Source organism: Imperialibacter sp. (genome assembly GCF_048007035.1).
In the GTDB taxonomy this organism is placed as follows: domain Bacteria; phylum Bacteroidota; class Bacteroidia; order Cytophagales; family Cyclobacteriaceae; genus Imperialibacter.
The window spans coordinates 5,353,238-5,378,210 of the sequence record NZ_CP180355.1 but is presented as its reverse complement, the minus strand read 5'-3'; the positions used below and the strand labels follow the sequence as shown (position 1 = coordinate 5,378,210).

The 24,973-nt window shown below is 48.3% G+C and carries 18 protein-coding genes; 13 read left to right on the top strand and 5 right to left on the bottom strand.

The genetic code is table 11. The features are described 5' to 3' along the window. Window positions 1-4: 4 nt before the first annotated feature. The 7 genes from ACMVP2_RS23215 to uxuA all read left to right on the top strand — a co-directional run bounded on the left by ACMVP2_RS23215 (window position 5) and on the right by uxuA (window position 12,270). Window positions 5-3,118, top strand: a complete 3,114-nt coding sequence (locus ACMVP2_RS23215; protein WP_416865318.1) for an efflux RND transporter permease subunit — start codon at window positions 5-7, stop codon at window positions 3,116-3,118. A gap of 175 nt (window positions 3,119-3,293) precedes the next feature. After that, a complete protein-coding gene (locus ACMVP2_RS23210; RefSeq protein ID WP_416865317.1) occupies window positions 3,294-4,715 on the top strand; it encodes a S41 family peptidase in 1,422 nt (473 codons plus the stop codon). 169 nt (window positions 4,716-4,884) lie between these two features. Next, window positions 4,885-6,183, top strand: coding sequence for a glycoside hydrolase 5 family protein (locus tag ACMVP2_RS23205; protein ID WP_416865316.1), 1,299 nt, complete (start codon window positions 4,885-4,887; stop codon window positions 6,181-6,183). 10 nt (window positions 6,184-6,193) lie between these two features. Continuing rightward, a complete protein-coding gene (locus ACMVP2_RS23200) occupies window positions 6,194-8,194 on the top strand; it encodes a sialate O-acetylesterase (protein WP_416865315.1) in 2,001 nt (666 codons plus the stop codon). Between the two features lies 1 nt (window position 8,195). Continuing rightward, window positions 8,196-10,460, top strand: a complete 2,265-nt coding sequence (locus ACMVP2_RS23195) for an alpha-glucuronidase family glycosyl hydrolase (protein WP_416865314.1) — start codon at window positions 8,196-8,198, stop codon at window positions 10,458-10,460. Window positions 10,461-10,648: 188 nt separating this feature from the next. Further along, entirely contained in the window at window positions 10,649-10,942 is a 294-nt protein-coding gene (locus ACMVP2_RS23190; protein WP_416865313.1) for a GIY-YIG nuclease family protein, read from the top strand. A gap of 158 nt (window positions 10,943-11,100) precedes the next feature. Continuing rightward, window positions 11,101-12,270, top strand: a complete 1,170-nt coding sequence (uxuA, locus tag ACMVP2_RS23185) for a mannonate dehydratase (RefSeq protein WP_416865312.1) — start codon at window positions 11,101-11,103, stop codon at window positions 12,268-12,270. 82 nt (window positions 12,271-12,352) lie between these two features. Here the strand turns inward: uxuA and ACMVP2_RS23180 are convergent, their stop codons facing one another. Beyond that, on the bottom strand, window positions 12,353-13,108 hold the full coding sequence (locus ACMVP2_RS23180) for an SDR family NAD(P)-dependent oxidoreductase (protein WP_416865311.1): 756 nt from the start codon (window positions 13,106-13,108) through the stop codon (window positions 12,353-12,355). Between the two features lie 338 nt (window positions 13,109-13,446). Between ACMVP2_RS23180 and ACMVP2_RS23175 the strand changes: the two genes are divergently transcribed. Genes ACMVP2_RS23175 through ACMVP2_RS23165 form a run of 3 tightly spaced genes read left to right on the top strand, consistent with a single transcriptional unit; the run spans window position 13,447 to window position 16,754 of the window. Further along, the gene (locus ACMVP2_RS23175; protein ID WP_416865310.1) at window positions 13,447-13,938 is read left to right on the top strand and encodes an RNA polymerase sigma factor; all 492 of its coding nucleotides are present in this window, start codon (window positions 13,447-13,449) and stop codon (window positions 13,936-13,938) included. Beyond that, entirely contained in the window at window positions 13,922-14,866 is a 945-nt protein-coding gene (locus ACMVP2_RS23170) for a FecR family protein (protein ID WP_416865309.1), read from the top strand. Before ACMVP2_RS23175 ends, ACMVP2_RS23170 begins: the two co-directional genes overlap by 17 nt. Before the next feature lie 58 nt (window positions 14,867-14,924). Beyond that, the gene (locus ACMVP2_RS23165; protein ID WP_416865308.1) at window positions 14,925-16,754 is read left to right on the top strand and encodes an LA_2272 family surface repeat-containing protein; all 1,830 of its coding nucleotides are present in this window, start codon (window positions 14,925-14,927) and stop codon (window positions 16,752-16,754) included. A 44-nt stretch (window positions 16,755-16,798) separates the two neighbouring features. Here the strand turns inward: ACMVP2_RS23165 and ACMVP2_RS23160 are convergent, their stop codons facing one another. The 4 genes from ACMVP2_RS23160 to ACMVP2_RS23145 all read right to left on the bottom strand — a co-directional run bounded on the left by ACMVP2_RS23160 (window position 16,799) and on the right by ACMVP2_RS23145 (window position 23,115). After that, window positions 16,799-19,891, bottom strand: a complete 3,093-nt coding sequence (locus ACMVP2_RS23160) for an efflux RND transporter permease subunit (protein WP_416865307.1) — start codon at window positions 19,889-19,891, stop codon at window positions 16,799-16,801. Window positions 19,892-19,921: 30 nt separating this feature from the next. Continuing rightward, window positions 19,922-20,971, bottom strand: a complete 1,050-nt coding sequence (locus tag ACMVP2_RS23155) for an efflux RND transporter periplasmic adaptor subunit (protein WP_416865306.1) — start codon at window positions 20,969-20,971, stop codon at window positions 19,922-19,924. Between the two features lie 41 nt (window positions 20,972-21,012). After that, complete coding sequence (locus ACMVP2_RS23150) at window positions 21,013-22,404, bottom strand: TolC family protein (protein ID WP_416865305.1); 1,392 nt, start codon at window positions 22,402-22,404, stop codon at window positions 21,013-21,015. A gap of 84 nt (window positions 22,405-22,488) precedes the next feature. After that, window positions 22,489-23,115 carry a TetR/AcrR family transcriptional regulator gene (locus tag ACMVP2_RS23145; RefSeq protein WP_339789656.1) on the bottom strand — a complete coding sequence of 209 codons (627 nt, stop codon included), beginning with the start codon at window positions 23,113-23,115 and terminating at the stop codon, window positions 22,489-22,491. Window positions 23,116-23,233: 118 nt separating this feature from the next. Between ACMVP2_RS23145 and ACMVP2_RS23140 the strand changes: the two genes are divergently transcribed. The 3 genes from ACMVP2_RS23140 to ACMVP2_RS23130 all read left to right on the top strand — a co-directional run bounded on the left by ACMVP2_RS23140 (window position 23,234) and on the right by ACMVP2_RS23130 (window position 24,708). Next, a complete protein-coding gene (locus tag ACMVP2_RS23140; protein WP_317491241.1) occupies window positions 23,234-23,662 on the top strand; it encodes a response regulator transcription factor in 429 nt (142 codons plus the stop codon). A 113-nt stretch (window positions 23,663-23,775) separates the two neighbouring features. Next, the gene (locus ACMVP2_RS23135; RefSeq protein WP_416865304.1) at window positions 23,776-24,309 is read left to right on the top strand and encodes a DUF4199 domain-containing protein; all 534 of its coding nucleotides are present in this window, start codon (window positions 23,776-23,778) and stop codon (window positions 24,307-24,309) included. 27 nt (window positions 24,310-24,336) lie between these two features. Then, on the top strand, window positions 24,337-24,708 hold the full coding sequence (locus ACMVP2_RS23130) for a VOC family protein (protein WP_416865303.1): 372 nt from the start codon (window positions 24,337-24,339) through the stop codon (window positions 24,706-24,708). The last annotated feature ends 265 nt before the right edge of the window (window positions 24,709-24,973 follow it).

Genomic DNA, 24,973 nt, shown 5'->3' with positions numbered 1-24,973 from the left:
GTAAATGAGTAGTATTTCTGAAATCAGTATTCGTAAGCCCGTACTAGCTATAGTGCTCTCCATCCTGCTTTTGCTCTTTGGGGTGGTTGGCTTCTCATTTCTTGGCACAAGGGAATTTCCCGCTGTCGATCCTCCTATCGTTACTGTTACCAGCACCTATGCTGGTGCCAGCCCCGACGTTATCGAGTCTCAGATCACCGAACCGCTGGAGCAAGCCATCAATGGTATAGCGGGTGTGCGCACCATTTCATCGGTTTCAAGAGAGCAGGCAAGTATCATCACTGTTGAGTTCAACCTTGATGTAGACATAGAAGCGGCGGCCAATGACGTCCGCAGCAAGGTATCGAGGGCGGTAAGGAGCCTTCCTCCAGAAGCTGATCCACCCATTATCGACAAAGCCGACGCCAACTCACAGTCGGTGATGTTTCTTACCATCATCAGCAACAGCCGCAACATGCTGGAGTTGACCGATTTTGCGGAGAATGTACTGAAAGAAAGAATTCAGACAGTTCCAGGCGTGAGTGGCGCCTATGTGAGGGGTGCCAGAAAATACTCCATGCGGCTTTGGATTGATCCGGTAAAAATGTCGGCCTACCGCATTGTGCCCCAGGATATTGAGGCTGCCTTGAAAAGAGAGAATATCGACTTGCCCACAGGTAGAATTGAGGGCGATAAAACAGAGCTTACCATCCGCACCGACAGCAGACTTGTAACACCGGAAGAGTTCAACAACATGATCATCAAGTCGGAAGGTGGCCGACAGATCAGATTCAAGGACTTAGGGTTTGCCGAGCTTGGCAGCGAAGATGACCGCACCAACTTTCGGGGCAATGGTGCCAAAGGCCTGCTGCTGAGTATACAGCCGCAGCCCAACGCCAACGAAATTGAGATTGCCGACGAGATTTACAGAAGGCTGGATGCCATGAAGGACGAGGTGCCCGCCGACATTGAAATAAGGGTGGCCAATGACTATACCAAGCCCATCAGAAAGTCCATTGAAGAAGTAGAAGAAACTTTACTGATCGCCTTCATACTGGTGACTTTGGTGATTTTCGCCTTTCTGCGTGACTGGCGGTCGACCTTCATTCCCGTTATTGCCATCCCCATCTCGATCATTTCGTCGTTCTTCATCATGTACATTGCCGGGTTCTCCATCAATGTGCTCACCCTGGTAGCAATTGTACTGGCCATCGGCCTCGTGTGCGACGACGCCATTGTGGTGCTGGAGAACATCTTTGCCAAAGTAGAACAAGGCATCCCTCCTTTCCAGGCTGCCATACAGGGATCAAAGGAAATTTACTTCGCCATCATTTCCACCACCATCACGCTGGTTTCTGTGTTCATTCCGATCATTTTCATGCAGGGATTAACAGGCCGTTTGTTCCTGGAGTTTGGCGTGGTGCTGGCAGGTTCCATTCTGGTATCGGCACTGGTGGCGCTCACACTATCACCGATGATGTGCGCCGTTTTGCTAAAAAAGCACAGCAAGCCTTCCCGTTTCTATGCCGTTACTGAGAAGTTTTATGAGGGCTTGGGTGCAGGTTATGCCAAAAGTCTGGCGGCATTTATGAAGTATCGGTGGCTATCGTTCGTCGTTGTGGCCCTGATGTTTGGCATGATCGCTTTCTTTGGCACTCAATTGAAGTCAGAACTGGCACCTTTGGAAGACAGGGGCATCATTCGTGCGTCAGTAAAGGCGCCTGAGGGGGTTTCGTTCGAGTACATGGACAAGTACATGGAGGAGCTGGACGCCTGGGTGCTGGACAACGTGCCGGAGGTGAGAACTACTGTTGCACTTACGGCCGTGATTCCCGGTGGCGGTGCCTTCAGCCCGGTAAACAGCGGTGCTGAAAACATCTTCCTTGTGGATGCAAGTGAGAGAGAGCGGTCGCAGGACGAAATATTCAAACAGATATCGAAGGGATTTGAACAGTTCACTGCCGTGAGGGCTTTCCCTGCGCAGCCGCCCACCATCGGAGCCCGATTCGGCGGACTACCAGTACAATATGTTATTCAGGCGCCCGACGTAGAAAGCCTGATTGAGATGCTTCCGAAATTTCTCAATGCTGCGCAAGAGCACCCTGACCTGAAGTTTGTGGACAGCGACTTCAAAGTAAACAAGCCAGAGCTGAAGCTCCGTATCAACCGTGAGAAGGCCAATGAGCTGCATGTGCCAGTGTTTGATATTGCCAGAGCCATTCAGCTTGCGTACAGCGGGCAGCGCTATGGTTACTTCATCATGGGAGGCAAGCAATACCAGGTGATCGGGCAGCTCTCAAGAGAGAACAGAAACGAGCCGGTTGATCTAAAAGCTATCAATGTACGAAACAGCCTGGGTGAAATGGTATCGCTGGACAACCTGATATACTATGAGGAATCGGTGAGTTCTGCGGCCATCTACCGGTATAACCGATATGTGTCTGCCACTGTATCGGCTGGCATCATCGACGGAAAAACACTTGGAGATGGCATAAAGGCCATGGATGAAGTGGCCGCTGAAATATTACCAGCCAACTTCAAAACAGAGCTTGCCGGACAGTCGAAAGAGTATGCCGATAGCTCATCAAGCTTGCTATTCGCTTTCATGCTGGCCCTGGTGCTAATTTATCTCGTGCTTTCTGCTCAGTTCGAAAGCTTCGTCGATCCTCTCATCATCCTATTCACTGTGCCTATGTCAATGGCAGGGGCCTTGCTCAGCCTTTACATCATGGATCTTACCCTGAACATCTTCAGCCAGATTGGCATCATCATGCTAGTGGGGCTGGTGACCAAAAACGGCATCCTGATTGTGGAGTTCGCCAACCAGCGAAAAGCTGAGGGCGTCACCAGGCTCGACTCGGTGATTGAGGCTGCCCATGCCCGTTTCAGGCCTATTTTGATGACAACCTTTGCCACCATCCTCGGCATTCTACCCATCGCTCTTTCTATCGGATCAGCTGCGGGCAGCCGCCAAAGTCTGGGTGTGGCCGTTGTAGGCGGAATGATTATCTCCAGCTTTCTGACATTGTATATCATCCCGGCCATCTACTCCTACATTTCCAGCAAACGGACATTTGACCCCGAGGTAAAGGCTGCCGAAAGAATGGAGAGACATCGCAAGATCGCAGCTAATTTATAATGTAAAGTTTGCCCTCTACGGCGGCTCTTTTCCCAATGAAGAGCCACCTAGTTAATTGAGCAAAAGTCATAATAGGATGAGTAATTCCGTCAGTTGATTGAATACCCATAGGTGGGGACAATGGAACTGTGTTTTAAAGCGTATAAAGTTCAAGTCATTTAAAGAACCATACGCCATGAAAAAGTTCGTATTCTACTCAATTCAAATCTTTTCTTTGTTCGCTATCGCTGGCTGCTCCAAAGACGACGACCTTATCAGCACCAGCACAGAAATAGCTGACACCACCAGCATCGCATCTGAATCCTATTCTATGGTGAATGACTGGATATCGGAAAACATGAGTTTATATTACTACTGGAACACCTCATTGCCGGCCTCCGCCGACATCAATGAATATCCAGAAGATTTCTTCTATAACCTTCTGCATTCATCTGATTATTTCTCTTTCATTACTGATGACGCCGCCGGCTTAATAGAGGAGTTCAGTGGCACCACCCTGGCGCTGGGCTTTTCGTCTGCTTTTGGAAAGTTCAATGACTCGGATCAGGTGTTCATGATTGTGGAATACGTATACAATGGCTCTTCTGCTTTTGAGCAGGGGCTCAAACGAGGCGATATTATCCTGAAAATCAATGGAGAATATCTCGATACCGACAACTATTATGACCTATATAGCCAGAGTGGTGGTTATAGCGTAACCCTGGGCGCCTACATCGACGGCACGATCTATGAAACCAGCACCACCTATGACATTGCGGCAACCTACCTGGTGCTCGACCCAATTATTGATTACGAGGTGAAGGAGGTAAATGGAATAAAGATTGGGTACATAGTTTACGTAGAGTTTATTGCCGGAGACAACAACTTGTTTTTGAGCAGCATGGATCAGGTAATGGGCGAGTTGAAAAGCCAGGGCATTACGGAACTTGTCGTAGACCTGAGGTACAACCCGGGTGGTGAGCTAACAGCGGCACAGCACCTGGCAAGTCTGCTGGCTCCGGCCAGCGCCACATCTTCCGGAGAGGCATTCGTGACCTTCAATTATAACGATGACCTTCAGAATTACTTTCTAAGAACGGAAGGCAGTAATTCTGACAACCTGAAAATGAGGCTGGAAACCAACAGCAATAACCTCAACTTAAGCAGAATTTTCTTCCTGACCACCAATGGCTCTGCGTCTGCCAGCGAGTTGGTCATCAACGGATTGGAACCCTATATGGACGTGGTGGTAATTGGCGAGCCCACGTATGGTAAGTACTATGGCTCTTATGTGATCTACAACACCGACACGCCCCCCGCACACAACTGGGCCATTATTCCCGTGGTAATGAAATATGCCAATTCATTGGGAGTAACGGACTTTGTTAATGGTTTAACGCCCGATGTCTATATCGAAGATGACCTTTTCTCTGCAAAAGAATTTGGAAACATAACAGACCCTATGCTGGCAAGCGCCATCGAGCAAATAACCGGCTTGTCAGTTGGCAATGCAAGAACAGTTTCTCCACAAAAAAACTATAGTACGCTCCTTAACAAGGAAAAAATAGCAAGAGGAAACGTCATGGGCGTGCTTAGCCCGGCCGACATACTGAATTGATACTAATAGCAAGATTGTAAGTAGGTAGTAGAATCCTTGGATGATAGGCCGGCCTGGTAAGTTATTTTACCCAGTTGCCGGCCTTTCTCTTTCTTAACCGTTGTGCCCCATTGTTTGTGAAGCTGCAGAAGAATATCCTATCTTCATATTTTGGAACCCACCTGCTTAAATGAGAAAATTATATTTTACTGCTTTTCTGGCCATGTTGATACTGGCCGGATGCAAAGAAACCTATGTGAAAGTGAACGAAGGCACTTTTACCCTGGATGAAAAACCCTACTATTTCATGGGCACCAACTTCTGGTATGGTCTCAACCTGGGCTCCAGGGGGCCAGGAGGTGACCGGAATCGCCTGATACGTGAACTTGACAGACTACAGGCGCTGGGCATTACCAATCTTCGCATCATGGGTGGCAGCGAAGGGCCGGACGATGAGCCATTCCGCATGCTCCCTTCTCTACAGCCAGCTCCGGGTGTGTACAACGAGGAAGTGCTCGACGGACTGGATTTCCTCCTGGATGAAATGGGCAAACGCAATATGTATGCCGTGGTTTGCCTCAACAACTTCTGGAACTGGTCAGGAGGCTTTGGCCAATACATTGTTTGGTCGGGAAAAGCTGACACCATCCCTTACCCGCCACCAGCCCCCAATGGCGACTGGAATGTGTACCAAAGCTTTGCAGCGAGCTTCTATACTAACGACAAAGCAGTCGAACTATTCTATAACCACATCAATTTCATTGTCAATAGAAAAAACACCTATTCTGGAAAAGCCTATAAGGAAGACCCGACCATTATGGCATGGGAGCTGGCCAATGAGCCAAGGGGGATTGACAATATTCACGCCTACCGCCAGTGGATGGACAGCACATCGAGCTATATCAAGTCACTTGATGCCAACCATCTGGTGACAACAGGCAGCGAGGGAAATACGTCCAACGTTTATGCAGGCACCAATCTGGCGCTTGATCACACCAGTCCGGCTATCGACTACACCACCATGCATATTTGGGTGCAAAACTGGGGGGTATATGACCCGCAAAAGGCTGATTCCACATTAGACCTATCGATAGCTTACGCAAAAAACTACATGGCTGAGCACGCAGCCATGGCAAAGACGCTCGGTAAGCCAATCGTATTGGAAGAATTTGGCATATCGAGAGATCTGAATAACCACGACCCGGCAGCACCGGTTACAGCAAGAGACGTTTACTATAAAGCTGTTTTTGATGAGATTTACCAACTGGCCAACCAGGACAGTAGCGTCGTGGCGGGTGTCAATTTTTGGGCCTGGGGCGGTGAAGGTCGCCCCACTGAAAACGAAGGGCTATGGCATGCTGGAGACGATTTTATAGGCGATCCTCCTCACGAATATCAGGGGTGGTATTCAGTCTACGAAAAAGACGCATCAACCCAGGCAATCATAAGCGACTATGCAAAAAAAATGAATTCAATTATAAAGAAATAAACTCCCCACTATGAAATACCATAAGCTACTATTCCTGGCAGTTATTGCCATTTCCTGCACACAGGAACCACCTGTGCTTGAATTGATGCCCCTGTTCTCCGACCACATGGTCTTGCAACAGGAGAAGGAAAACGCCATTTGGGGCTTAGCCAATCCGGAAACAGAAGTAGAGGTATCCGGTAGCTGGGGAGGAAAAGCCACTGCCATGGCAGACAAGGATGGAAAATGGATGGCCAAGCTGGCCACTCCAAAAGCCGGTGGTCCGTTTCAGCTAACCATTTCCAGGGGAGATTCGGTGATTACGCTGAATGATGTTTTTTCAGGCGAAGTTTGGGTAGCGTCGGGGCAGTCCAATATGGAAATGCCGCTAAAGGGATGGACAAACAATCCTATTGACAATAGCGAGGCCGAAATTGCAGCTGCAAATTACCCTGAAATCAGAATGTTCACCGTGAAGAGAAACGTATCATTTACACCTCTCGATACTGTGTCAGGTTCCTGGAAAATTGCCACGCCTCAGAATGCGGGAGATTTTTCAGCCACCGCCTGGTTCTTTGCTAAAAAGCTTAATGCTGATACCGGCGTTCCCATTGGCATCATTCATACCAGCTGGGGCGGCACACCGGCTCAGGCCTGGACTACGGCCGCCTACCTCGACAAGGTACCAACCTATGAAGGCACATCGAAAACGCTGCAAGGCTATGCGGCTTACTATGATTCTGTAAAAACGGCCTACGACAAGCTGGAAAAGACGAGCATTGACCTCTCGGCCAGTAAACCATTTGCGAATGTATCATTTGACGACGCCGGATTTGAAGCACCCGACTTTGATGACAGTGCATGGAAAAGCCTCAATGTGCCCGGTCTTTGGGAAAGTCAGTGGATGGGCAATTTTGATGGTGTTGCCTGGTTGAGAAAGTCATTTCAGTTGACCGCCGAGCAAGCCGCAGGCAAGTCGCTCGAACTGTACCTTGGAAGTATTGACGACATGGACATTACGTATGTCAATGGCACTAAGGTAGGGGCCATTGAAGAAACAGGCAAGTATCAGGAAACAAGGGTCTACGCCATCCCAGATGGGCTTTTGAAAGAGGGAACAAACGTAGTGGCTGTAAAAGTGTTTGACACAGCAGGCGGCGGCGGTATTTACGGTTCTGACGACATTGGTGTAAGGCCTGCAGGATCCGACAAGTTGCTGGTTAGTTTGAAAGGTGAATGGAAAGCCAAGCCCGTGGCTGAGAGCATTTTTAGTGGTAGTGTTTTGCCAATAGCAAGAGACGTACTAACTCCGTCAGAAAAGCCTAAAATGCAACTAACGGCCTACTCTCCTACTACCCTCTACAATGCCATGATCAATCCGCTAGTGCCTTATGGCATCAAAGGAGCCATTTGGTACCAGGGAGAATCGAACGTAGGTGCGGCAGAAGTATATCGTACCCTCTTCCCTACCATGATCAAAAACTGGCGGGATGCCTGGGGACTGAGCAACTTCCCTTTCTATTTTGTCCAAATTGCTCCCTACAAATATGGTAGAAACGATGACATGGCCGCTCAGCTTAGAGATGCACAAACCAGCACCCTTTCGTTAGAAAATACCGGAATGGCCGTTATTATGGATGTGGGCAATCCAACTGATATTCACCCAGCCAACAAAAAGGATGTAGGAGAAAGGCTCGCCTTATGGGCGTTGGCTAAAGACTATGATGTGGGTACCGAATATTCCGGCCCGATGTATGAGTCGATGACAATTGAAGGAAATAAAGTGAGTGTTAATTTCAGCCACGCAGAGGGGCTTCAGTTTAAAGGAGACCCTGGATTTGTGGAAGTGGCTGGCGCAGATGGCAGTTTTGTTGAGGCAAAAACAGAAATAAAAGACGGCCAGTTGATTGCCTGGTCTGCCAAAGTTACCACTCCAACAGCAGTACGCTACGGCTGGTGCGAGGCTTGCGAGCCGAATTTATTTAATGGAGCAGGCCTGCCTGCCGTTCCCTTTAACTCTAAAACAAAGTAACGTGAAGTTGAAAAAAGAAATTTACCTACTACTGACGTTTGTACTGTTGAGCTTCGCAGGGCAAGCCGAAGACGGCTACGATTTGTGGCTGCGGTATAAAACCATAGGGAATCAGGCCGTGCTGGACAAGTACCGGGCACAAATCAGCGGCTATGTGGTGGAAGGGTACTCCCCTACTCTTGAGGCGGTCAAAACCGAGCTCAACAATGGGCTAACAGGGCTCCTTGACAAGCCGATTGCTTTTGGTAGTCCCTTTGGAAAAACAGGCTGGGTGATTGCAGGTACTCCAGAAGGTTCCAGCATTGTGGCTGGCCTCAATCTGACGGATGAGCTGAAAAGCGTGGGCCAGGAAGGCTACCTGATCTCTAACAGAAAAGTGAGGGGCGTCAATGCACTGGTCATAGCTGCCAACACTGAAGTGGGGGTGCTTTACGGCACGTTCCACCTATTAAGATTGATCCAGACACATCAGCCTTTAGACAACGAGTTCACCATCACAGATTCACCAAAAATTCAGCACCGCATCCTCAATCACTGGGACAACCTCGATCAAACGGTGGAGCGTGGCTATGCTGGGTTCTCACTCTGGAAATGGCATCTGTTGCCTGGTTACATCGATCCGAGATACGTGGACTATGCACGTGCTTGCGCTTCCATTGGCATCAATGGCACAGCCATTACCAACGTCAACGCCAAAGCGGTAGTGCTCACTCCTATGTACCTCGAAAAGGTAAAGGCGCTGGCAGATGTATTCCGCCCATATGGCCTAAAGGTCTACCTCACCGCCCGCTTCAGTGCGCCGATAGAAATTGGAGGGCTCGAAACTGCCGATCCGCTCGACCCGAAAGTGCAGCAGTGGTGGAAAGACAAGGTAACCGAAATCATGACCTATGTGCCCGACTTTGGCGGCTTCACTGTGAAAGCCAATTCTGAGGGGCAGCCTGGGCCACAGAACTACGGACGCAGCCATGCCGACGGCGCTAATATGCTGGCAGATGCAGTGGCGCCTCATGGTGGCATCGTGATGTGGCGGGCTTTTGTTTATAGCAATGAGCAGCCAGTCGACCGGGCCAAGCAGGCCTACGACGAGTTCAAGCCACTGGACGGTACTTTCAGAAAGAATGTGATGGTGCAGGTGAAAAACGGTGCCATTGACTTTCAGCCAAGAGAGCCATTCCATCCCTTGTTTGGTGCCATGCCGAAGACACCCATCATGGCAGAATTTCAGATCACCCAGGAATACCTTGGCCAGGCAACTAACCTCTGCTACCTCGCTCCACTTTTCAAAGAAACCCTTGATGCAGATACCTATGCCAAAGGTCCGAACCCAACTCCGTCTCAATCACTAAAAGCACCCGACCTCAGAAATGCCAGGCCCACCGACGGGCCTCCTGTTCCTGTCAGCCAGGTCGAACCGGTGAGAGTGGGCACGGTCGCCAAAGTGGTAGATGGCACGCTTGACGGGCAAGCAATCTCAGGCATTGCAGGCGTTACCAATATTGGCAACGACCGCAACTGGACGGGCCATCCTTTCGGCCAGGCCAACTGGTTTGCCTTTGGCCGCCTTGCGTGGAACCACGAGCTCAGCTCGGCCCACATCGCCAACGAATGGCTGAAAATGACATTCACGAACGACCCAACATTCGTAGAGCCCATGAGAGAAATGATGTTGACCTCAAGAGAAACGGTAGTGAATTACAGCACACCCCTTGGGCTGCATCACATCATGGGAGCAGGGCATCACTACGGGCCAGGCCCCTGGGTAAGCAAGATGTCTCGTGTCGATTGGACGTCTGTTTACTATCACAAGGCCGACTCAGCAGGCATCGGCTTCGACCGTACCGCAAACGGCAGCAATGCCCTGGAACAGTATGCGCCGTTGGCAGCTAAAGTTTGGGCTGACCCAAAAACCTGCCCCGACAGAGACCTGCTATGGTTTCACCATTTGCCCTGGGACTTCAAAATGAAGTCGGGTAAAACACTGTGGGACGAAATCGCTCTTCACTATCAGCAAGGCGTTGACGAGGTGAGGCAAATGCAGCAAAAATGGAAAGAGCAGCAGGCTATCGTCGACAAAGAGCGGTGGGAGCATGTGAATATGCTGCTGTCCATTCAGGAGCAGGAAGCGGTGTGGTGGAGAAATTCCTGCCTGCTGTACTTTCAGACATTCTCTAAAAGGCCTTTACCAAAAGGCGTTGAGAAAAGTGACAAAACGCTGGAGTACTATATGGATTTGAAGTTCCCTTATGCACCGGGGAGGGGGTAGACAATAAGGTAATGCCGCTGTTATCACACTGAGTCTGTCGCTAGTGTCATCCTGAGCCGATCGTTGGGTCATTATCGGATCGTAGCTCTTGTCATCCTGAGCCGATCGTTGACTTATTATCGAATAGTAGCTCTTGTCATCCTGAGCCTGTCGAAGGGCGACAAGAGCGGTTATAGAAAACGAGAATCATGAATCAATACACTGTCTATATTCTTAAATGTGCTGACGGTAGCTACTACACAGGCGTAACAAATGATATCGACCGGCGGCTTTACGAACATAAAATTGGATACGACACCAAATCATACACATTCAAAAGACGGCCAGTCGAGTTGGTGTTTAAAGAACACTTTGGCGAAATCAACAAGGCCATCGCTTTTGAGAAACAGATAAAAGGTTGGAGCAGGGCTAAAAAAGAAGCCCTTATGAAACAGGATTGGGGAGCTTTAAAAGAGCTTTCCAAAAACAGATCTGGTAAATGATGAGAAATGGAGCTTCGACAGGACTTCGACAGGGCTTCGACAGGACTTCGACAGGCTCAGTCTGACATTGCGGTTAGGATTTTCTTCTTTTTTGGAGCTTGTTATTCGTTATTTTATCATCTTCACACCCTAATATATTTGAACTCTAAAATACTGTTATGGCCTACTTAATGGAACAAACGATGCGCTGGTACGGGCCCAAAGATCCGGTTAGCTTATCAGATATCAGACAAGCCGGATGCACCGGCGTGGTAACAGCCCTGCATCATGTACCAGTTGGTGACATCTGGACGGTGGAAGAAATCACCAAGCGCCGCAAGGAAGTAGAAGCAGCTGGCCTTACCTGGACAGTGATCGAAAGCCTCCCTGTGTCGGAAGACATTAAAAAGCATACGGGCGACTTCAAGCTGCATATCGAAAACTATAAAGTAAGCCTTAAAAACGTAGCCAAGTGCGGGCTGAAGGTCGTCACCTACAACTTCATGCCCATCCTCGACTGGATGCGTACTGACCTGGCCTATACCATGCCGGACGGCAGCAAAGCACTGAGGTTTGAAAAGTCAGCCTTCATCGCCTTCGACCTTTGTATGCTCAAAAGGCCCAACGCTGAGAAAGATTACACGGCTGACGAAATCAGCAAGGCCAAAAAGCGTTTCAGCTCGATGTCCGAAACTGAAAAAGACATGCTTTTCAGCAATGCACTACAGGGCTTACCAGGAAGTGAAGAAAGCTTCACCGTGCCTCAGATACTAAATGCTCTGAAAACCTACCAGGGCATTGACAGGGCCAAATTGAAACAACATCTTTTCTACTTCCTGCAGCAGGTTGTGCCAGTGGCGGAAGCCGAAGGATTAAAAATGGCCATCCACCCGGATGATCCCCCATATCCTATTCTGAGCCTGCCAAGAATTGTGAGCACAGAACAAGATGCCCTGGACCTGATTGCAGCCGCCCCATCGCCTGCGAATGGGCTGTGCTTCTGCACTGGCTCTTACGGTGTTCGTCCCGACAATGACCTGCCCGGCATGGTTCAGAGGCTTGGCGACCATATTCACTTCCTGCACCTTCGTAGTACCAGACGAGATGAAGAAGGCAACTTCTTTGAGGCAGACCACCTCGACGGCGATGTAGACATGTATGCCGTGGTGAAGGAAATTGTTGAGGTCATGAGAAAACGCAAGGTATCCATCCCCATGCGCCCCGACCATGGCCACCAAATGTTGGATGATTTACACAAACGAACCAATCCTGGTTACACAGGAATCGGCAGACTCAGAGGATTAGCTGAGTTGAGAGGGTTGGAGCTTGGTATTGACAGGGCGTTTTGACAAGGAAAACCAGAGATTACATCAATAGCCCTCATGGGCAAAAAAAGGAGACTATAATAGTCTCCTTTTTTCTCTTCAGCACTTATTGCGCCAGGTAGCCGCCATCAACAGCGTAGTACGATCCATTGATAAAGGAAGCATTGTCACTTACCAGAAACAGAACGAGTTGCGCCACCTCTTCAGGCTCACCCAACCTTCCTATGGGGTGTTTAGTTTTGAGGAACTCCAGCACCTCCGGCGTAAGGTTATTGTCCAATAGCGGCGTTTTAATAAACCCGGGGCCAACAGCATTAACCCTGATTCCCAGGGCTGCATACTCAAGTGCACCGTTTTTTGTAAGACCAACAACACCATGTTTGGCAGCTACATAAGCTGGACTGGTAGCAAAACCCACCTGACCAAGAATGGACGCCATATTCACAATGGCTCCGCCGCCGCTTTTAAGCATGGCAGGTACCTGATAACGCATGCCGTAGAAGACTCCGGAAAGGTTCACGGCAATTACCTTGTTCCATCCCTCAATATCATATTCACCAATAGGAGCGGCAGGTCCACCAATACCGGCATTGTTGACGGCAATATCAAGTTTACCAAATGCCTTCACCGCCTCGTCTACACTTTTTTTGGCATCGGCGGGATTGGATGCGTCAACATTTACAAATATTGCATTTCCTCCTCTTTGCTTGATCTCGTCGGCTACCTGCTTACCTTGCGCCTCATTGATGTCGGCAACCACGATGCTAGCACCATTTTCGGAGAACAAAAAAGCGGTACTCTTCCCTATACCAGACCCTGCGCCGGTAATTAGCGCTACCTTATCTTTTAGTAACTTATCCATGACTTTAGGTGTTTAGTTCATTATTCCTTGTACCTAATAAACAGAAAAGACGGCCTATCGTTGGCGATATGGAGGTGAGCTTTATCAAGTCGGAATATGATTTTTGGCATCAGCCAATCGGTTGAAAAAACCTTTGAGATCGTTGCTCAATTGGCTGTTAGCAAGACTCAGGGCTGAGTTTCATTGCCTTTAGTGAAAAGGTACAATCATCATTTGGGTGTCTTATTTCTCATTGCCATAAAAAACCAGTGGCCGTATGGATTTACTATGCTGACATTAAAGCGGTATTTTTAAAGTCTCTTGTAATTATTCATGATGTCAGCCGTCTTTATATACGAATGACCCGGGAAGAATTTAAATCAGCTATTGTCCCACTACAGCAGCCCTTCTACAGGCTTGCCAGGTGGCTTACGAACAATGATGAGGATGCCGAGGACATTTCGCAGGAAATCATTCTGCGGCTATGGAAAATGCGTGATCGAGTCTCCGACTACAACAACATAAAAGCTTTTGGGCTGAAGATGACCCGCAATTTGTGTCTGGATCACTTGAAAAAAAAGAGCCGCAATTCTGTGGAGTTCCAGGCGTCTCACGACAACGGACATTCTACCGATGAAAATCGAATGGAGGCCTCCGATCATCTGAATCTTGTGAAACAACTTATCCGGCAGCTACCTGAGAGCCAGCAGCTTGTGCTACAGCTAAGGGGTGTGGAAGAGTTGGAAATTGCCGAAATTGCCGAAGTAGCCGACATGACACCCAACAATGTACGTGTAGTGCTTTCCAGAGCAAGGAAAAAACTGAAAGAGCAGTATGAAAAATATCAATAAAACCGACCAAAAAGAATTGCTCGAAAAATTCTACAACGGCGAAACCTCGCTGGAAGAAGAAAAGTTGCTGGAAACTGGCGATGATCAGTTAAATCCTGAAAAGGATTTATTTAGGTTCTTTGAGTCCGAAAGAAAAGTGGCGCCTCCCTCCTTTCCTCTGGAAAAGCTGGAGGGAAGGCACTCCTTTCTTTTTGCAGCCAAAATTGCGGCTTCACTGGCTCTGCTTGTTTTGTTCGGCTATGTGTTTTTCAACTATTTTTCGAAAGACGCTGAAGCTGTCCGGTGGGTAGAAGTCAAAACTGAAACTGATCAAAAAATAATCAGCCTCAGCGACGGCAGCATTGTCACACTGAACAAAAACGGCAGCCTGAAATATCAGGAAGGTTTTGCAGACCGATTAGTCTACCTCGAAGGAGAAGCTTTTTTTGATGTAAAAAGGGATGAAGCAAGTCCCTTCAAGGTGTTTACCGGTAAGGCAACCACAGAAGTGCTGGGCACGTCTTTTTACCTCAGGTGGCTACCCGGCTCAGCCAAAGTCGAGCTGGAAGTGGGCGAAGGGAAAGTCGCTTTCTCATCTCATGACCGCAATTTGAATGAAAGGGTTTTTGTAGTGGCTGGGGAAAGGGCGGTATACGATGAGCAGTCAAATACCATTCGGCGATTTGAGTCGTTTGACCCCAACCTGATTGCCTGGAAAACGAAGCAACTCCAGTTCGAAGATGCGCCTTTGAAAAAGCTTTTGGAGGATGCGAAAGGATACTTTGGTGTTGAGTTTGCCTTCGAAGAGGCAGTCATCTCCAATTGCCGGTTTAGCGGTACATTTGACGACCCGACCCTGGAACAGCTGCTGGATGCTTTAAAATACGTACTCAATATTAGCTACGAAATGCAAAATGGTAAAGTGATTCTTAAAGGCAGTGGTTGCTAAATGGCTTATAGACTGGGCCCTGATTTTTCTCGCTCTGATGCTGTTTCAATTCAGAGCCATGGCACAGTCTGTCCCTGTAGATTCCGCCCTAACGCATATCAGCAAGCGGTTTCATGTGCATTTCCTCTACAGCAAAAACTTCCTTCCCATCCGCCAAATAAGCAACGTAGAAACAGCAGGTTCTCTCACAGAAGCACTGGACCAGCTGAGCATTGAAACATCCCTCGAGTACACAATAAGCGGCAGTACCGTGCTGCTCAGGCCAAAATCAGAAAACAAGGCGAAAGCTATGACAACGGGCAAACCTAAGACCCAACCTGCTCCGAATCCTTATGATTGGCCATTTGGCTACAAAGAGCTCAACTTCAGAAAAAAGAGCATCCCCTCCCACTCGCTGTTTGACAAGCAAGCATATACAGCGCTTCGGTTACACCCCGATTTTTTTCCAATCGAAAAACAAGGTGAATCCGATGAAAGCATTACCGACGAAAGAAGACCCGTGCAACTGACTCCCGTCTATGTGGACGAACCAATGCCCTACGCTTTTATGGGGCAACCCGAAGCCTCCAAAGACTCAGCTAATACGCTGCTGGCCAGTGCTGAGCAGTCACAACTTGTGGAAAGCCAGGCACTTTTTAAATACCATCTTTTCAACGTATCGCTGGCCCCGGGACTCGGCACCAATGGGCTCAATCCGGGAAACTCTTACAATGGCATATCCATCAATCTCACGGTCGACTATTCTGCCGGCAGCAATATTTTCGGATTGGCCGGATTCTCCAACTTCAGCAAGCGAAACACCTATGGCTTTCAAATGGCGGGCGTACTAAATGTAGTGGGTGGCGACATGCAGCAGCAAAAACGCTACACCAGGGCTGAGCTCGAAGCGCTTAAGTCGCCGTTTCTTGGTATACAAGCAGCAGGACTAGCCAACCTGGTGACGGGATCTGTCACTGGCTTCCAGGCTTCGTCTCTCATCAACATGGCTGGTAATGGCGCTTTTGGCTGGCAGCTGAGTGGTGTGGCGAATATGACAGCTAATAATCTCCACGGCCTGCAGATGGCTGGCATTTTCAATTACACAGGCCGCTTTGTCACCGGCGTGCAGCTGGCAGCAGTGAACTACGCCAGAGGAGATCTCTTTGGAGCGCAGATTGGCGTGGTGAACAGAAACAAAAGCATGAACGGCCCCAATTCCGTCGATTCCGAGACCCATGGGCTACAGTTGGGCGCTATCAATTTTTCCAATAGAATGGGCGGCTACCAAATCGGCTTGTTCAACAAGGCTCAAAAATCCAATGGCTTGCAGTTTGCGCTCGTCAATGTGTCAAAGGAATCAAGTGGACATCAATTTGGGGTAGTCAACATTTTTCGGGAAAATACAGGTTGGGCTTTTGGACTTGTCAATATTGGCCCTCGAATATCGGGCCGGATTTGGGCCAACGAAACATTTCAAACTAACCTGGGAGTCACGACAGGCTCGGAAGAAATTGCCAATACGGTGTTCTATAGCCGCAACTTTTTCATTCCCGGCAACCACTCGATCTGGCCGAAGCAAGCCTGGGGCTATGGTGTGAGCAAAGGATCCTTGTTCGACCCACATGACTTGCAGCAATTGGCATTCAAAGATTACAGGATCAATGTGTCGTGGGTTAATTTCAATGGTGTAGACAAGCAGCCTTTCAACCTGATGCTAAACCCTCACATTGTATATGGGCGGCGAATGGATTGGTCGATGTACTTTGTGATTGGTGCAGGCGTGAATGCCTGGTGGACGCCCAACTATAATAGCTATAAACTCTCTTACCTGGAAGTAGCTACCATTAGCGAGCCCAACTACGTGTGGAAATTTTGGCCAAGCTTGACGATGAGTTTGGAGTTCTATTAAAGGTATTGCCTCCCGACAAATGCTGGAGGCAATACCTATATATTCTAAGCCGGTACCGGGACCATTCCCAATCCTTCCTCAGGCGCTGGCTTCTTCTCTACCACAATACTTGGAGGCAGCAATTTGTAAAGCACTGGCGTTACTATTCTGGACAAAACGGTTGAGCTGATCAATCCGCCTATCAATACAATAGCCAATGGCGAGTACAACGGATTGCCTTCTAATGCCAGCGGAGTCAAACCGCCGATAGCCGTGAGTGACGTCAGCACGATCGGCACAAACCTCACTTCACCGGCTTCCCGAATCGCCTTATTGAGTTCCATGCCTTCTCTTCGCAATTGGTTTGTGAAGTCAACTAACAGGATTGAGTTTTTCACCTCTATGCCCACCAGGGCGATCAACCCAACGGTAGCGGTAAAAGAGAAGGTGTATCCGGTGATCAGCAGCATCAAAATGGCCCCGATAATTCCCAAAGGAATGACCGACAGCACAATCAGTGAACTTTTGAAGGTACCAAACTCCAGCACCAGAATGCCCATAAAGCCGAAGGCTGTAATAAGAATGATGGTACCGAGCCCTCCAAAGCTTTCCTCTTTGCTCTCCTGCTCACCTGCGGCTTTGTAGGTGTAGCCCTGAGGAAAATCAAACTGATCCATATCGGCAACTACCTCCTGGGTTACGGCTTCCACCAGGTAGTTACTTTCCACAAAAGCTGTCACCGTGGCAAACCGCTCCTTGTCGTAGTGTTTCACCAGGTTGGTGCTCGTTTCAAACTCCAGCGAAGCCAGCTGACTGAGGGGCACCGATGCTCCCTTGTAGCTATTGACATACACCCTGTCAAACACCGACATATCAGTAATGCTGCCTTTCGGCACGGTCACCAACAAATTGTATTCCTTGCCATTGGAGTCAGTGAAGTCGCCAACGGTAAGGCCAGCAACCGCCATACGAATAGCCTTGTCCACCTCAGCAAGCGGCACGCCAAGCATGCCCGCCTTGTCCTTGTTGATACGAAAGCGAAGGTCAGTTTTCAAAGTGGCCAGCGGGTTGTTGACATAAATGGTCCCCGGAGTGTCCTTCAATATTTTCTCCACCTGCAGTGTCAGGCTCCTTAAAGTATCCAGATTTTCTCCAAACACCCTGATGGCAATGGGCGCTTCAATTGGGGGACCTTGCTCGAAGTCCTTCACCTCAATTTTAGCATTGGGGTAATATAGAAAGCGTTCACGTAGCTCATCGATGGTCTTAATTTTCTCTTCAGGCCTGATATCGCTCTCCAGCTGCACATAAAATTGAGCGAAATTGGAAGCTTCGGCCTTTGGCACTACGTTGTAGTAGATCATAGGATTACCCTTGCCCACATTCGTGGTGTAATAGGTTATGGTCGGCTCTTCGGCCAATGCCTTTTCCACATAGCGGGCCACATTGTCAGTCTCCTGCAAGCTGGTACCCACTGGCGTTTCAATATTCACCAGGAATTGGGGCTTTTCTGAAGCCGGGAATAAGCTAAAGCCAACTGATGGCACCAAAGCCAACGCACCCAAAAAGATGAGAAAAGCAATGCCCAGGGTAGCCCATGGTCGCAACAGTGCCTTGTCCAGCAACTTTGAGTATGAGCCGCTGATCAACCTTTTTAAAGCACGGAAAAAGATGTTTCCCTCTGAAGAAGTGTGGGTTTTCAATATCCTGCTGGAAAGGAAGGGCACAATGGTGAGCGATACGAAAAGGGATGCAATGACCGTAGTAACCACTGCCATGGGCAGGTTACGGATAAAGTCGCCAGCCGCCTCAGGAAGGAAAAGCAAAGGCAAAAAAGCGAAAATCAGCGTAGCCGTACATCCAACCACTGCCAGACCAATCTGTTTGGTGGCTTCAATAGCAGCCTCTTTTTTACCATATCCTTCACGGAGATACCGCTCTATATTCTCCACTACCACTATACTGTCATCAACCAGAATCCCCAGCGCCACAATAAGACCGACGATACTCAGCTGATTGATGGTGTAGCCCAGCATATCGAGCATGAAAAGGCCAATGGCGAGAGAAAGTGGAATGGAAACCATCACCACTATGGCCGCTCTGTAGCCAAGTGGCAGCAACGTGATTGACACTAAAAGGATAGCGATGATGAAATCTTTCACAAAACGACTGAGCCGGCGGTCTACGCTGGTGGCCTGGTCAAAGTTTTGAACCAGTTCCATGTTCGAGGGGAGCTCTGCCTTAAACTTATCTACCACAGGCTGGTAGACCTCCTGCACTTTGAAAATGTTTTGTCCCTCCTTCTGGGCCGCAGTCACAAGCACTGCTCTCTTGCCATTCAACCGGGTCAGGTGATTTTCTTCCTCATAGTCAAAAGCCACGTCGGCGATGTCCTTCAGGTACACCACCTTATCGGCGGCTGAGTAAACTATCGTGTTTTGCACCTCCTCCAGGCTGGTATAGCTCCCGCTGGTTTTGATATTGAACCTTCTCGTGCCAGCGTTGACGCTTCCTCCTGGCATGTTCACATTTTCACTTTGAATGGCGCCGAGGACATTGTTCAATGGAATGTGAGCCGCCGCCATTTTTTCCAGGTTCAACGAGATTTTCACCGCTGTTTCGGGGAAACCCCAACCTTCCACTTTCTTCAAAGCTTTTACCTCCTCCAGCCGTTCTTTCAGTTCGTCAGCCTGAGTTTCCAGCTGCCGGTACGTAGCCGTTTCGGATACTAAAGCGATTTGCAGAATATTAACATCTGTAGGCGTAAACCTGCGAATTTCTATGCTGAATATGTCGGCCGGCAACTCCTGCTGCACCGTGTTCATCTCCCTGATTACTTCCTGGTAGGCATCGTCGGGGTCAATTTCGTACTTATAGTCGATGCGCATTACCACCAGGCCATCGTCTACATTACTGACGATTTTCTTCACGTCTTCCAGCTCGCTGATCTTCTTTTCGATGGGGTCAACTACCAGCTCCTCCATGTCCACAGGGCTTGTGCCGGGATAGACCACCACCACGGCAAAACTGGGCGACTCAAACTCCGGGTCTTCACCTCTGGGCATATTGAACAGGGAGTTCAGCCCTAACCCGACTACCATGGCAAACACGATAAGGGTGAACTGGTAATTCTTTACTGAAAATTCTGCTATCTTCATTTTCGTTGTTCTTTGCTCTCCGGTAAAAAATTATTGAACTACCATGATGGTAGACGCCTCATTGAGGTAGGCAGACCCAGCCGAAACTACCTGAGCAGTATGCTCCAGACCGGTGCTGATGGCCACATCCTTTTCAGTAAAATAGGCAACGCTTACGGGCTGTTTTTTCACCGTATTGCCCTTTGCAGGCACATAAACAAAAGCCTGGCTGCCGTTTCCTTCTATTATCGATTCGATCGGAATCAGGTTTACCTGATGAGTTTTTGAAGGAGAAATCACAACACTCCCCACAAGGCCATTGGCTAGTAGCTGATCTTTTCCAACTTCCAGCTGAAGCTCCGCCTGGTAGGTGCCATTCATTGGATCGGCCCCCTGCGCCAACCTGATGACTTCGGCTTCAATGACTTGGTCTCCCAGGTGGTCGAAATGCACGACCGCTTTGTCCCCGATGTTAAGCCTGGCCCAATCCCTGTCAGCCACGCCCGCTTTTAACACCCAGGTCGACTGGTTCCTGGCACTCAGCGAAAAGACTGGATTACCACCGTTGATCATCTCTCCTTCGTTGGCCCATTTTTTTAGCACTACGCCATCAAAGCCAGCCCTGATTTGGGAGTTAGTAAGGTTATAAGAGGCTATGCTGTAGCTCTCCTTTGCATTTTCATAAACAGTGGCGATGTTTTGGTATTGTTCCAGTGTTGCCGCTGAGTCTGCTAAAAGTCCTTTGAAACGTTCGAGGTCTCTGGTGGCTTTTTCAAAACCATTTTTAGCCTGCACCACCTGTGCCTGAATTTCAGTAAGGTTTAGTGAAGCCAGAAGCTGGTCCTTTTTTACCCGATCACCCACTTTTACATAGGTTCTCTGAATGATGCCTCCCGTTTTGAATGATAGCGTGCTTTCCGTTTCAGAGGAAACCAAACCACTGGTTCGAACCGGCTTAGCCACCTTCTCTGACTTAACGCTGTCGAGGCGAACCGCCACCACATTTTTGTCTATCTGCATCTCAGATGCTTTGTTCTGCGTGCAGGCAGACAGCACCCATGCAGACAGAATAATGATTGTTGGAGTAATAAAATTCTTCATGATATTGATGATTGAGTCTCTTTCTTAAAAAAATGGATTGACTATAAGCTGTTAATTACTTTATCGACTTCATTTACGCTCTTGAGCAAGTTGTATTTGGCGATGCTGTAGCTCAGGCGGGCGTTTGTGTAGTTCAGTTGCGATTGCTGGAACTCCAGCGGCAGTACCTGGTTTTGCTGAAATCTCGACTGTGTGATTTTAAAAGCGCTTTCCGAGGTCTTCAATGCGTATTCAGCACTCGACAGATTGTTGGCTGCCGACCTGGCCTCCTCGTATGCCTGAATCACCTGTAGTTCTATTTGCTTTTTCAGCTGCTCTTCCTGGGTTTCGAGTGTTGTTTTCTGCAACACTGCCGACTGGTATTTTGCCTTGCGGGCTCCCCCCTTAAAAAGATCCCACTGCAGGCTGAAAATGAGCATGCTGAACTGCTGATCGCCGTTGAATTTGTAGTCAAATCCCTGGTAGCCCAAATCACCGATTACGGCCAGGTTGGGCATGATCCGGTTGGCTTCGTTCAGCTTGATGAGGTAATTAGTCGCCTCCTGGGCCTGCTGTACCTGCTGCAGTTCGTTTCGCTGTTGCAAAGCTAGCTCTGTAAGATTGCCGGTATTCCCGGCTATTGCCTGAGGCAATGCAAAATCGCCCAAAAATTGAGAGTCTACCTCAATCTCTGCATCAAGCTCTTTGTTGAGTAAAAAATTGAAGTAGGCCCTTGCCAAATGCTCATTTTTTCTGGCATCGTTTAGCTGGGTGTCCATTTTGCTTCTTTCCAGCTGGGCATTATACACCGCATCTTTGGTCACAAGCTGTGCATCAAAAAAGCTCTGCGTCACCCGCACCTGCTCGTCAAGCAAGTTCAATGAGCTTTCATAAATCCTGATCGCCTCCATCGACTGCAGGTAGCTGAAGTAGGCCTCCCTCACCATGCCTTTTAGCTGTGTCTCGTAAGCTTGTCTTTTGGCCTGCTGCACAGTTACCATTTGCTGCTGCGCCTTGTAGCCATACCAGATGTCGGAATTGAAAAGCGGCTGAACCACCCGTAGTTTGGTTTCATGAAAGCGGTTGGGCAGGAACTGAATCTCCTCATTGTTCACCTGCGGAAACTGCTGCGAATCGGTCAACTGATTCAGCGTTGTGTAGACTGGGTTCAGCAGGTCTCCAATGGGAAAGCTGATTTTCCTACCTCCTTGCGCCAGCGAATAAGTAGCGCTTATGCCAGCAGAAGGCATGAAAAGTGCCTTCGACTGTGCCAGGCTTTGAAGACTCTGCTCATACGCCAGGTTCTCCTGTTTCAATGTCAGGTTGGCAGCGAGGGCCTCAGCCACATACTGTTCCAGGACTCCCTCTGAAGCAGTCGGTTGGTTCTGACGTGCATAGCTACCTATGCCCGAAAAAAATACAAAGACGGTTAATAGTGTCACTTTGGTGTACATACATTATTTAATTAACAGTGTTAACTTACAGTTCAAAAAAAGGTCAGGGCAAGACCTGACCGTACTATTTTATATTGAAGTCGTCTACTTTTCGACGGACTTAAAATTTCTTATCATTAACTGGAAAGCTTCAAAAGCATCGGTGACGTACTGTTCACGGTCAACCTCCTGATAAAGTTTCATTCTATCGCAAATTTGTAGCGACACCAGGCCATGCACAAAACTCCAGATCATGAGCGCAGCTGATCGCATGCTTACCCCCTCCAGGTACCCTTCTGCCTGGCAGTCCATCACCACCTTTTCTAAAAAAGCGTGGGCATTGTGACCTGCTTCCCAGGTGTCGTCAGTTTCGGAGGTGCACAAAGGATCCTTCACCAGAAACATTAGCCTGTAATAGTCAGGATTCTCGAACGCAAACCTTATGTAGCGAAGCCCCATTTGGTACATTCGTTCCATGGGATCACTCACGTCCAGCAGTGGTCTAAACTCTTCCGCCAGCATCCGGAACCCTTCCAGGTGCAAGGCATAAAACAACTCATTCTTGTCTTTGAAATAGAGGTAAATCGTGGTTGGGCTGTACTCTATTTCGTCGGCAATATTCCTCATGCTTACCTTCTCAAAGCCATTCTCGGCAAACAGCCTGTTGGCTGTTTTGAGAATCAGCTCCTTCATTTCTTCTTTCTCTCGTTCTCTGCGCTCTGATATACCCATGATACTTTTCAAATAACGGAACAAACATACTTAACGGTGTTAAGTAAAACAAGTTTCACTAATTTTTTCCTTCAAAAAAACTTACTTTCAAGACCTAAAGATCAATATATCAAACTCAATGACCAGAACCATCGTCATATATGGACTAAGCATGGCAGCCTTGCTATTTTTGCTGAAAATGCTGGAATACAGGTTCTTCGTGCGGGATTTGTCATTAGAGATTTACGTTGGCGCTGTAGCCTTGCTTTTTGTATTGATCGGAGTTTGGGCTGGAGGAAAAATAATAGGCAAACGACGAACCACCGTTATCGTACAGCGAAAGTTTCACCTTAACGAGGACGAACTCAGGAGACTGGAGATCAGCCAGCGTGAGTTGCAAGTATTACAGTTAATGGCTGAAGGCTTCTCGAACCAGGAAATTGCCGACAAACTATTTATTTCCCTCAGCACAGTAAAAACTCATACCGCCAATCTATTTTCCAAACTAGACTCTAGGCGCCGGACGCAGGCTGTTCAAAAAGCAAAGGAGCTCAGCCTCATCCAGTAGCAAACTACCCGTACTTTAGTACTATTATTGGCTGAACTCATAAATTCATACCAAAGTATGAGTGGAAAAATGCCTTTGAACGCTTGTTTTGACACATCACAAATGACAGAACTATGAGAAAAGTAATTATTACCTACGGATTGATTGCAGGTGCCATTGTAGTGGTGCTTATGTACCTCACCATGCCTATTGGCAAGGAGAACGGCAACTACGACCTCGGCATGGTCCTCGGCTATGTGTCGATGATTGCGGCCTTGTCGATGATTTTCTTTGGCGTGAAAGCGTTTAGAGACAAATACCTGAACGGAAGTATCACCTTTGGAAAAGCTCTGTTAACAGGGCTGGCGATCACTCTCGTGGCAGGAATTGTGTATTGCATTGGATGGGAAATATACTACAACACCGTTGCCCCCGACTTCATGACAGACTACACCAATTTCTACATCGAAAAAATGAAGGATGAAGGTGCCTCGCAGGCTGAAATTGATGAAATGACAGCTTCGATGGATGCTATGGCTGAAAACTACAAAAATCCAGTCGTTCGGTTTGGCATGACATTATTGGAAATCTTCCCGGTTGGCCTGGTCATATCACTCGTATGCGCTGCGCTGTTTCGAAGCAAAAACTTCCTTCCTGCTACTGATTAACTTAAAAACCAATTAATAGAAACAATCATGGAAGAGCAAAAAATTGGACATATCGTGCACTTTGACCTGACTGTGGAAGACCACGAAGGTGTTAGCGAATTCTACAAAGAAGTGATTGGTTGGGAAAAGCAGGGCCTCGACATGGGCGGCTACCAGGACTATGTGATGAAAGACAAAGAAGGCAACTTCTTGAGCGGCGTTTGCAAAAAGGCCGGAGGAAATGCCAACCTACCCCCCTACTGGCTGATTTATGTGAAAGTAGAAGACCTGGATGCCAGCCTGGCGAAATGTGAGGAGCTCGGCGGCAAAGTCATAGGTGAAAAACGAAAATATGGAGAGGAGACTTCCTATTGCCTTATTCAGGATCCTGCGGGAGCGTATATGATGTTGATAACGTGAGTTCGATATAACAATGCCGTCATTCCGGAAAATATTGGCCTAAAATTCAAATGGGCCAATATTTATCCCAGGCGGGCAGCCCGGAATCTCAAATGTCTTGTGGCGGAGATTGCGCCGACGTGGAACGGATAATTTTCTTCAGATGAGAAAAATATCTGAAGAAAATTTCCGCAATGACGCCCCTCGGTGATGTTTTGTTACATTTTTATATCGAACTCAGGTTGATAAATTGAACTATAAAAAAGTCATGCCACCAGCTACAGCT

Excerpts from the sequence above, each read along its gene's own strand:
- ACMVP2_RS23200 (WP_416865315.1), top strand. The coding sequence starts at position 6,194 with ATGAAATACCATAAGCTACTATTCCTGGCAGTTATTGCCATTTCCTGC.
- ACMVP2_RS23215 (WP_416865318.1), top strand. The coding sequence starts at position 5 with ATGAGTAGTATTTCTGAAATCAGTATTCGTAAGCCCGTACTAGCTATA.
- ACMVP2_RS23145 (WP_339789656.1), bottom strand. The coding sequence starts at position 23,115 with ATGGGTATATCAGAGCGCAGAGAACGAGAGAAAGAAGAAATGAAGGAG.
- ACMVP2_RS23190 (WP_416865313.1), top strand. The coding sequence starts at position 10,649 with ATGAATCAATACACTGTCTATATTCTTAAATGTGCTGACGGTAGCTAC.
- ACMVP2_RS23160 (WP_416865307.1), bottom strand. The coding sequence starts at position 19,891 with ATGAAGATAGCAGAATTTTCAGTAAAGAATTACCAGTTCACCCTTATC.
- ACMVP2_RS23130 (WP_416865303.1), top strand. The coding sequence starts at position 24,337 with ATGGAAGAGCAAAAAATTGGACATATCGTGCACTTTGACCTGACTGTG.
- ACMVP2_RS23135 (WP_416865304.1), top strand. The coding sequence starts at position 23,776 with ATGAGAAAAGTAATTATTACCTACGGATTGATTGCAGGTGCCATTGTA.
- uxuA (WP_416865312.1), top strand. The coding sequence starts at position 11,101 with ATGGCCTACTTAATGGAACAAACGATGCGCTGGTACGGGCCCAAAGAT.
- ACMVP2_RS23140 (WP_317491241.1), top strand. The coding sequence starts at position 23,234 with ATGACCAGAACCATCGTCATATATGGACTAAGCATGGCAGCCTTGCTA.
- ACMVP2_RS23205 (WP_416865316.1), top strand. The coding sequence starts at position 4,885 with ATGAGAAAATTATATTTTACTGCTTTTCTGGCCATGTTGATACTGGCC.
- ACMVP2_RS23155 (WP_416865306.1), bottom strand. The coding sequence starts at position 20,971 with ATGAAGAATTTTATTACTCCAACAATCATTATTCTGTCTGCATGGGTG.
- ACMVP2_RS23150 (WP_416865305.1), bottom strand. The coding sequence starts at position 22,404 with ATGTACACCAAAGTGACACTATTAACCGTCTTTGTATTTTTTTCGGGC.
- ACMVP2_RS23210 (WP_416865317.1), top strand. The coding sequence starts at position 3,294 with ATGAAAAAGTTCGTATTCTACTCAATTCAAATCTTTTCTTTGTTCGCT.
- ACMVP2_RS23165 (WP_416865308.1), top strand. The coding sequence starts at position 14,925 with ATGGCACAGTCTGTCCCTGTAGATTCCGCCCTAACGCATATCAGCAAG.
- ACMVP2_RS23175 (WP_416865310.1), top strand. The coding sequence starts at position 13,447 with ATGACCCGGGAAGAATTTAAATCAGCTATTGTCCCACTACAGCAGCCC.
- ACMVP2_RS23170 (WP_416865309.1), top strand. The coding sequence starts at position 13,922 with ATGAAAAATATCAATAAAACCGACCAAAAAGAATTGCTCGAAAAATTC.
- ACMVP2_RS23180 (WP_416865311.1), bottom strand. The coding sequence starts at position 13,108 with ATGGATAAGTTACTAAAAGATAAGGTAGCGCTAATTACCGGCGCAGGG.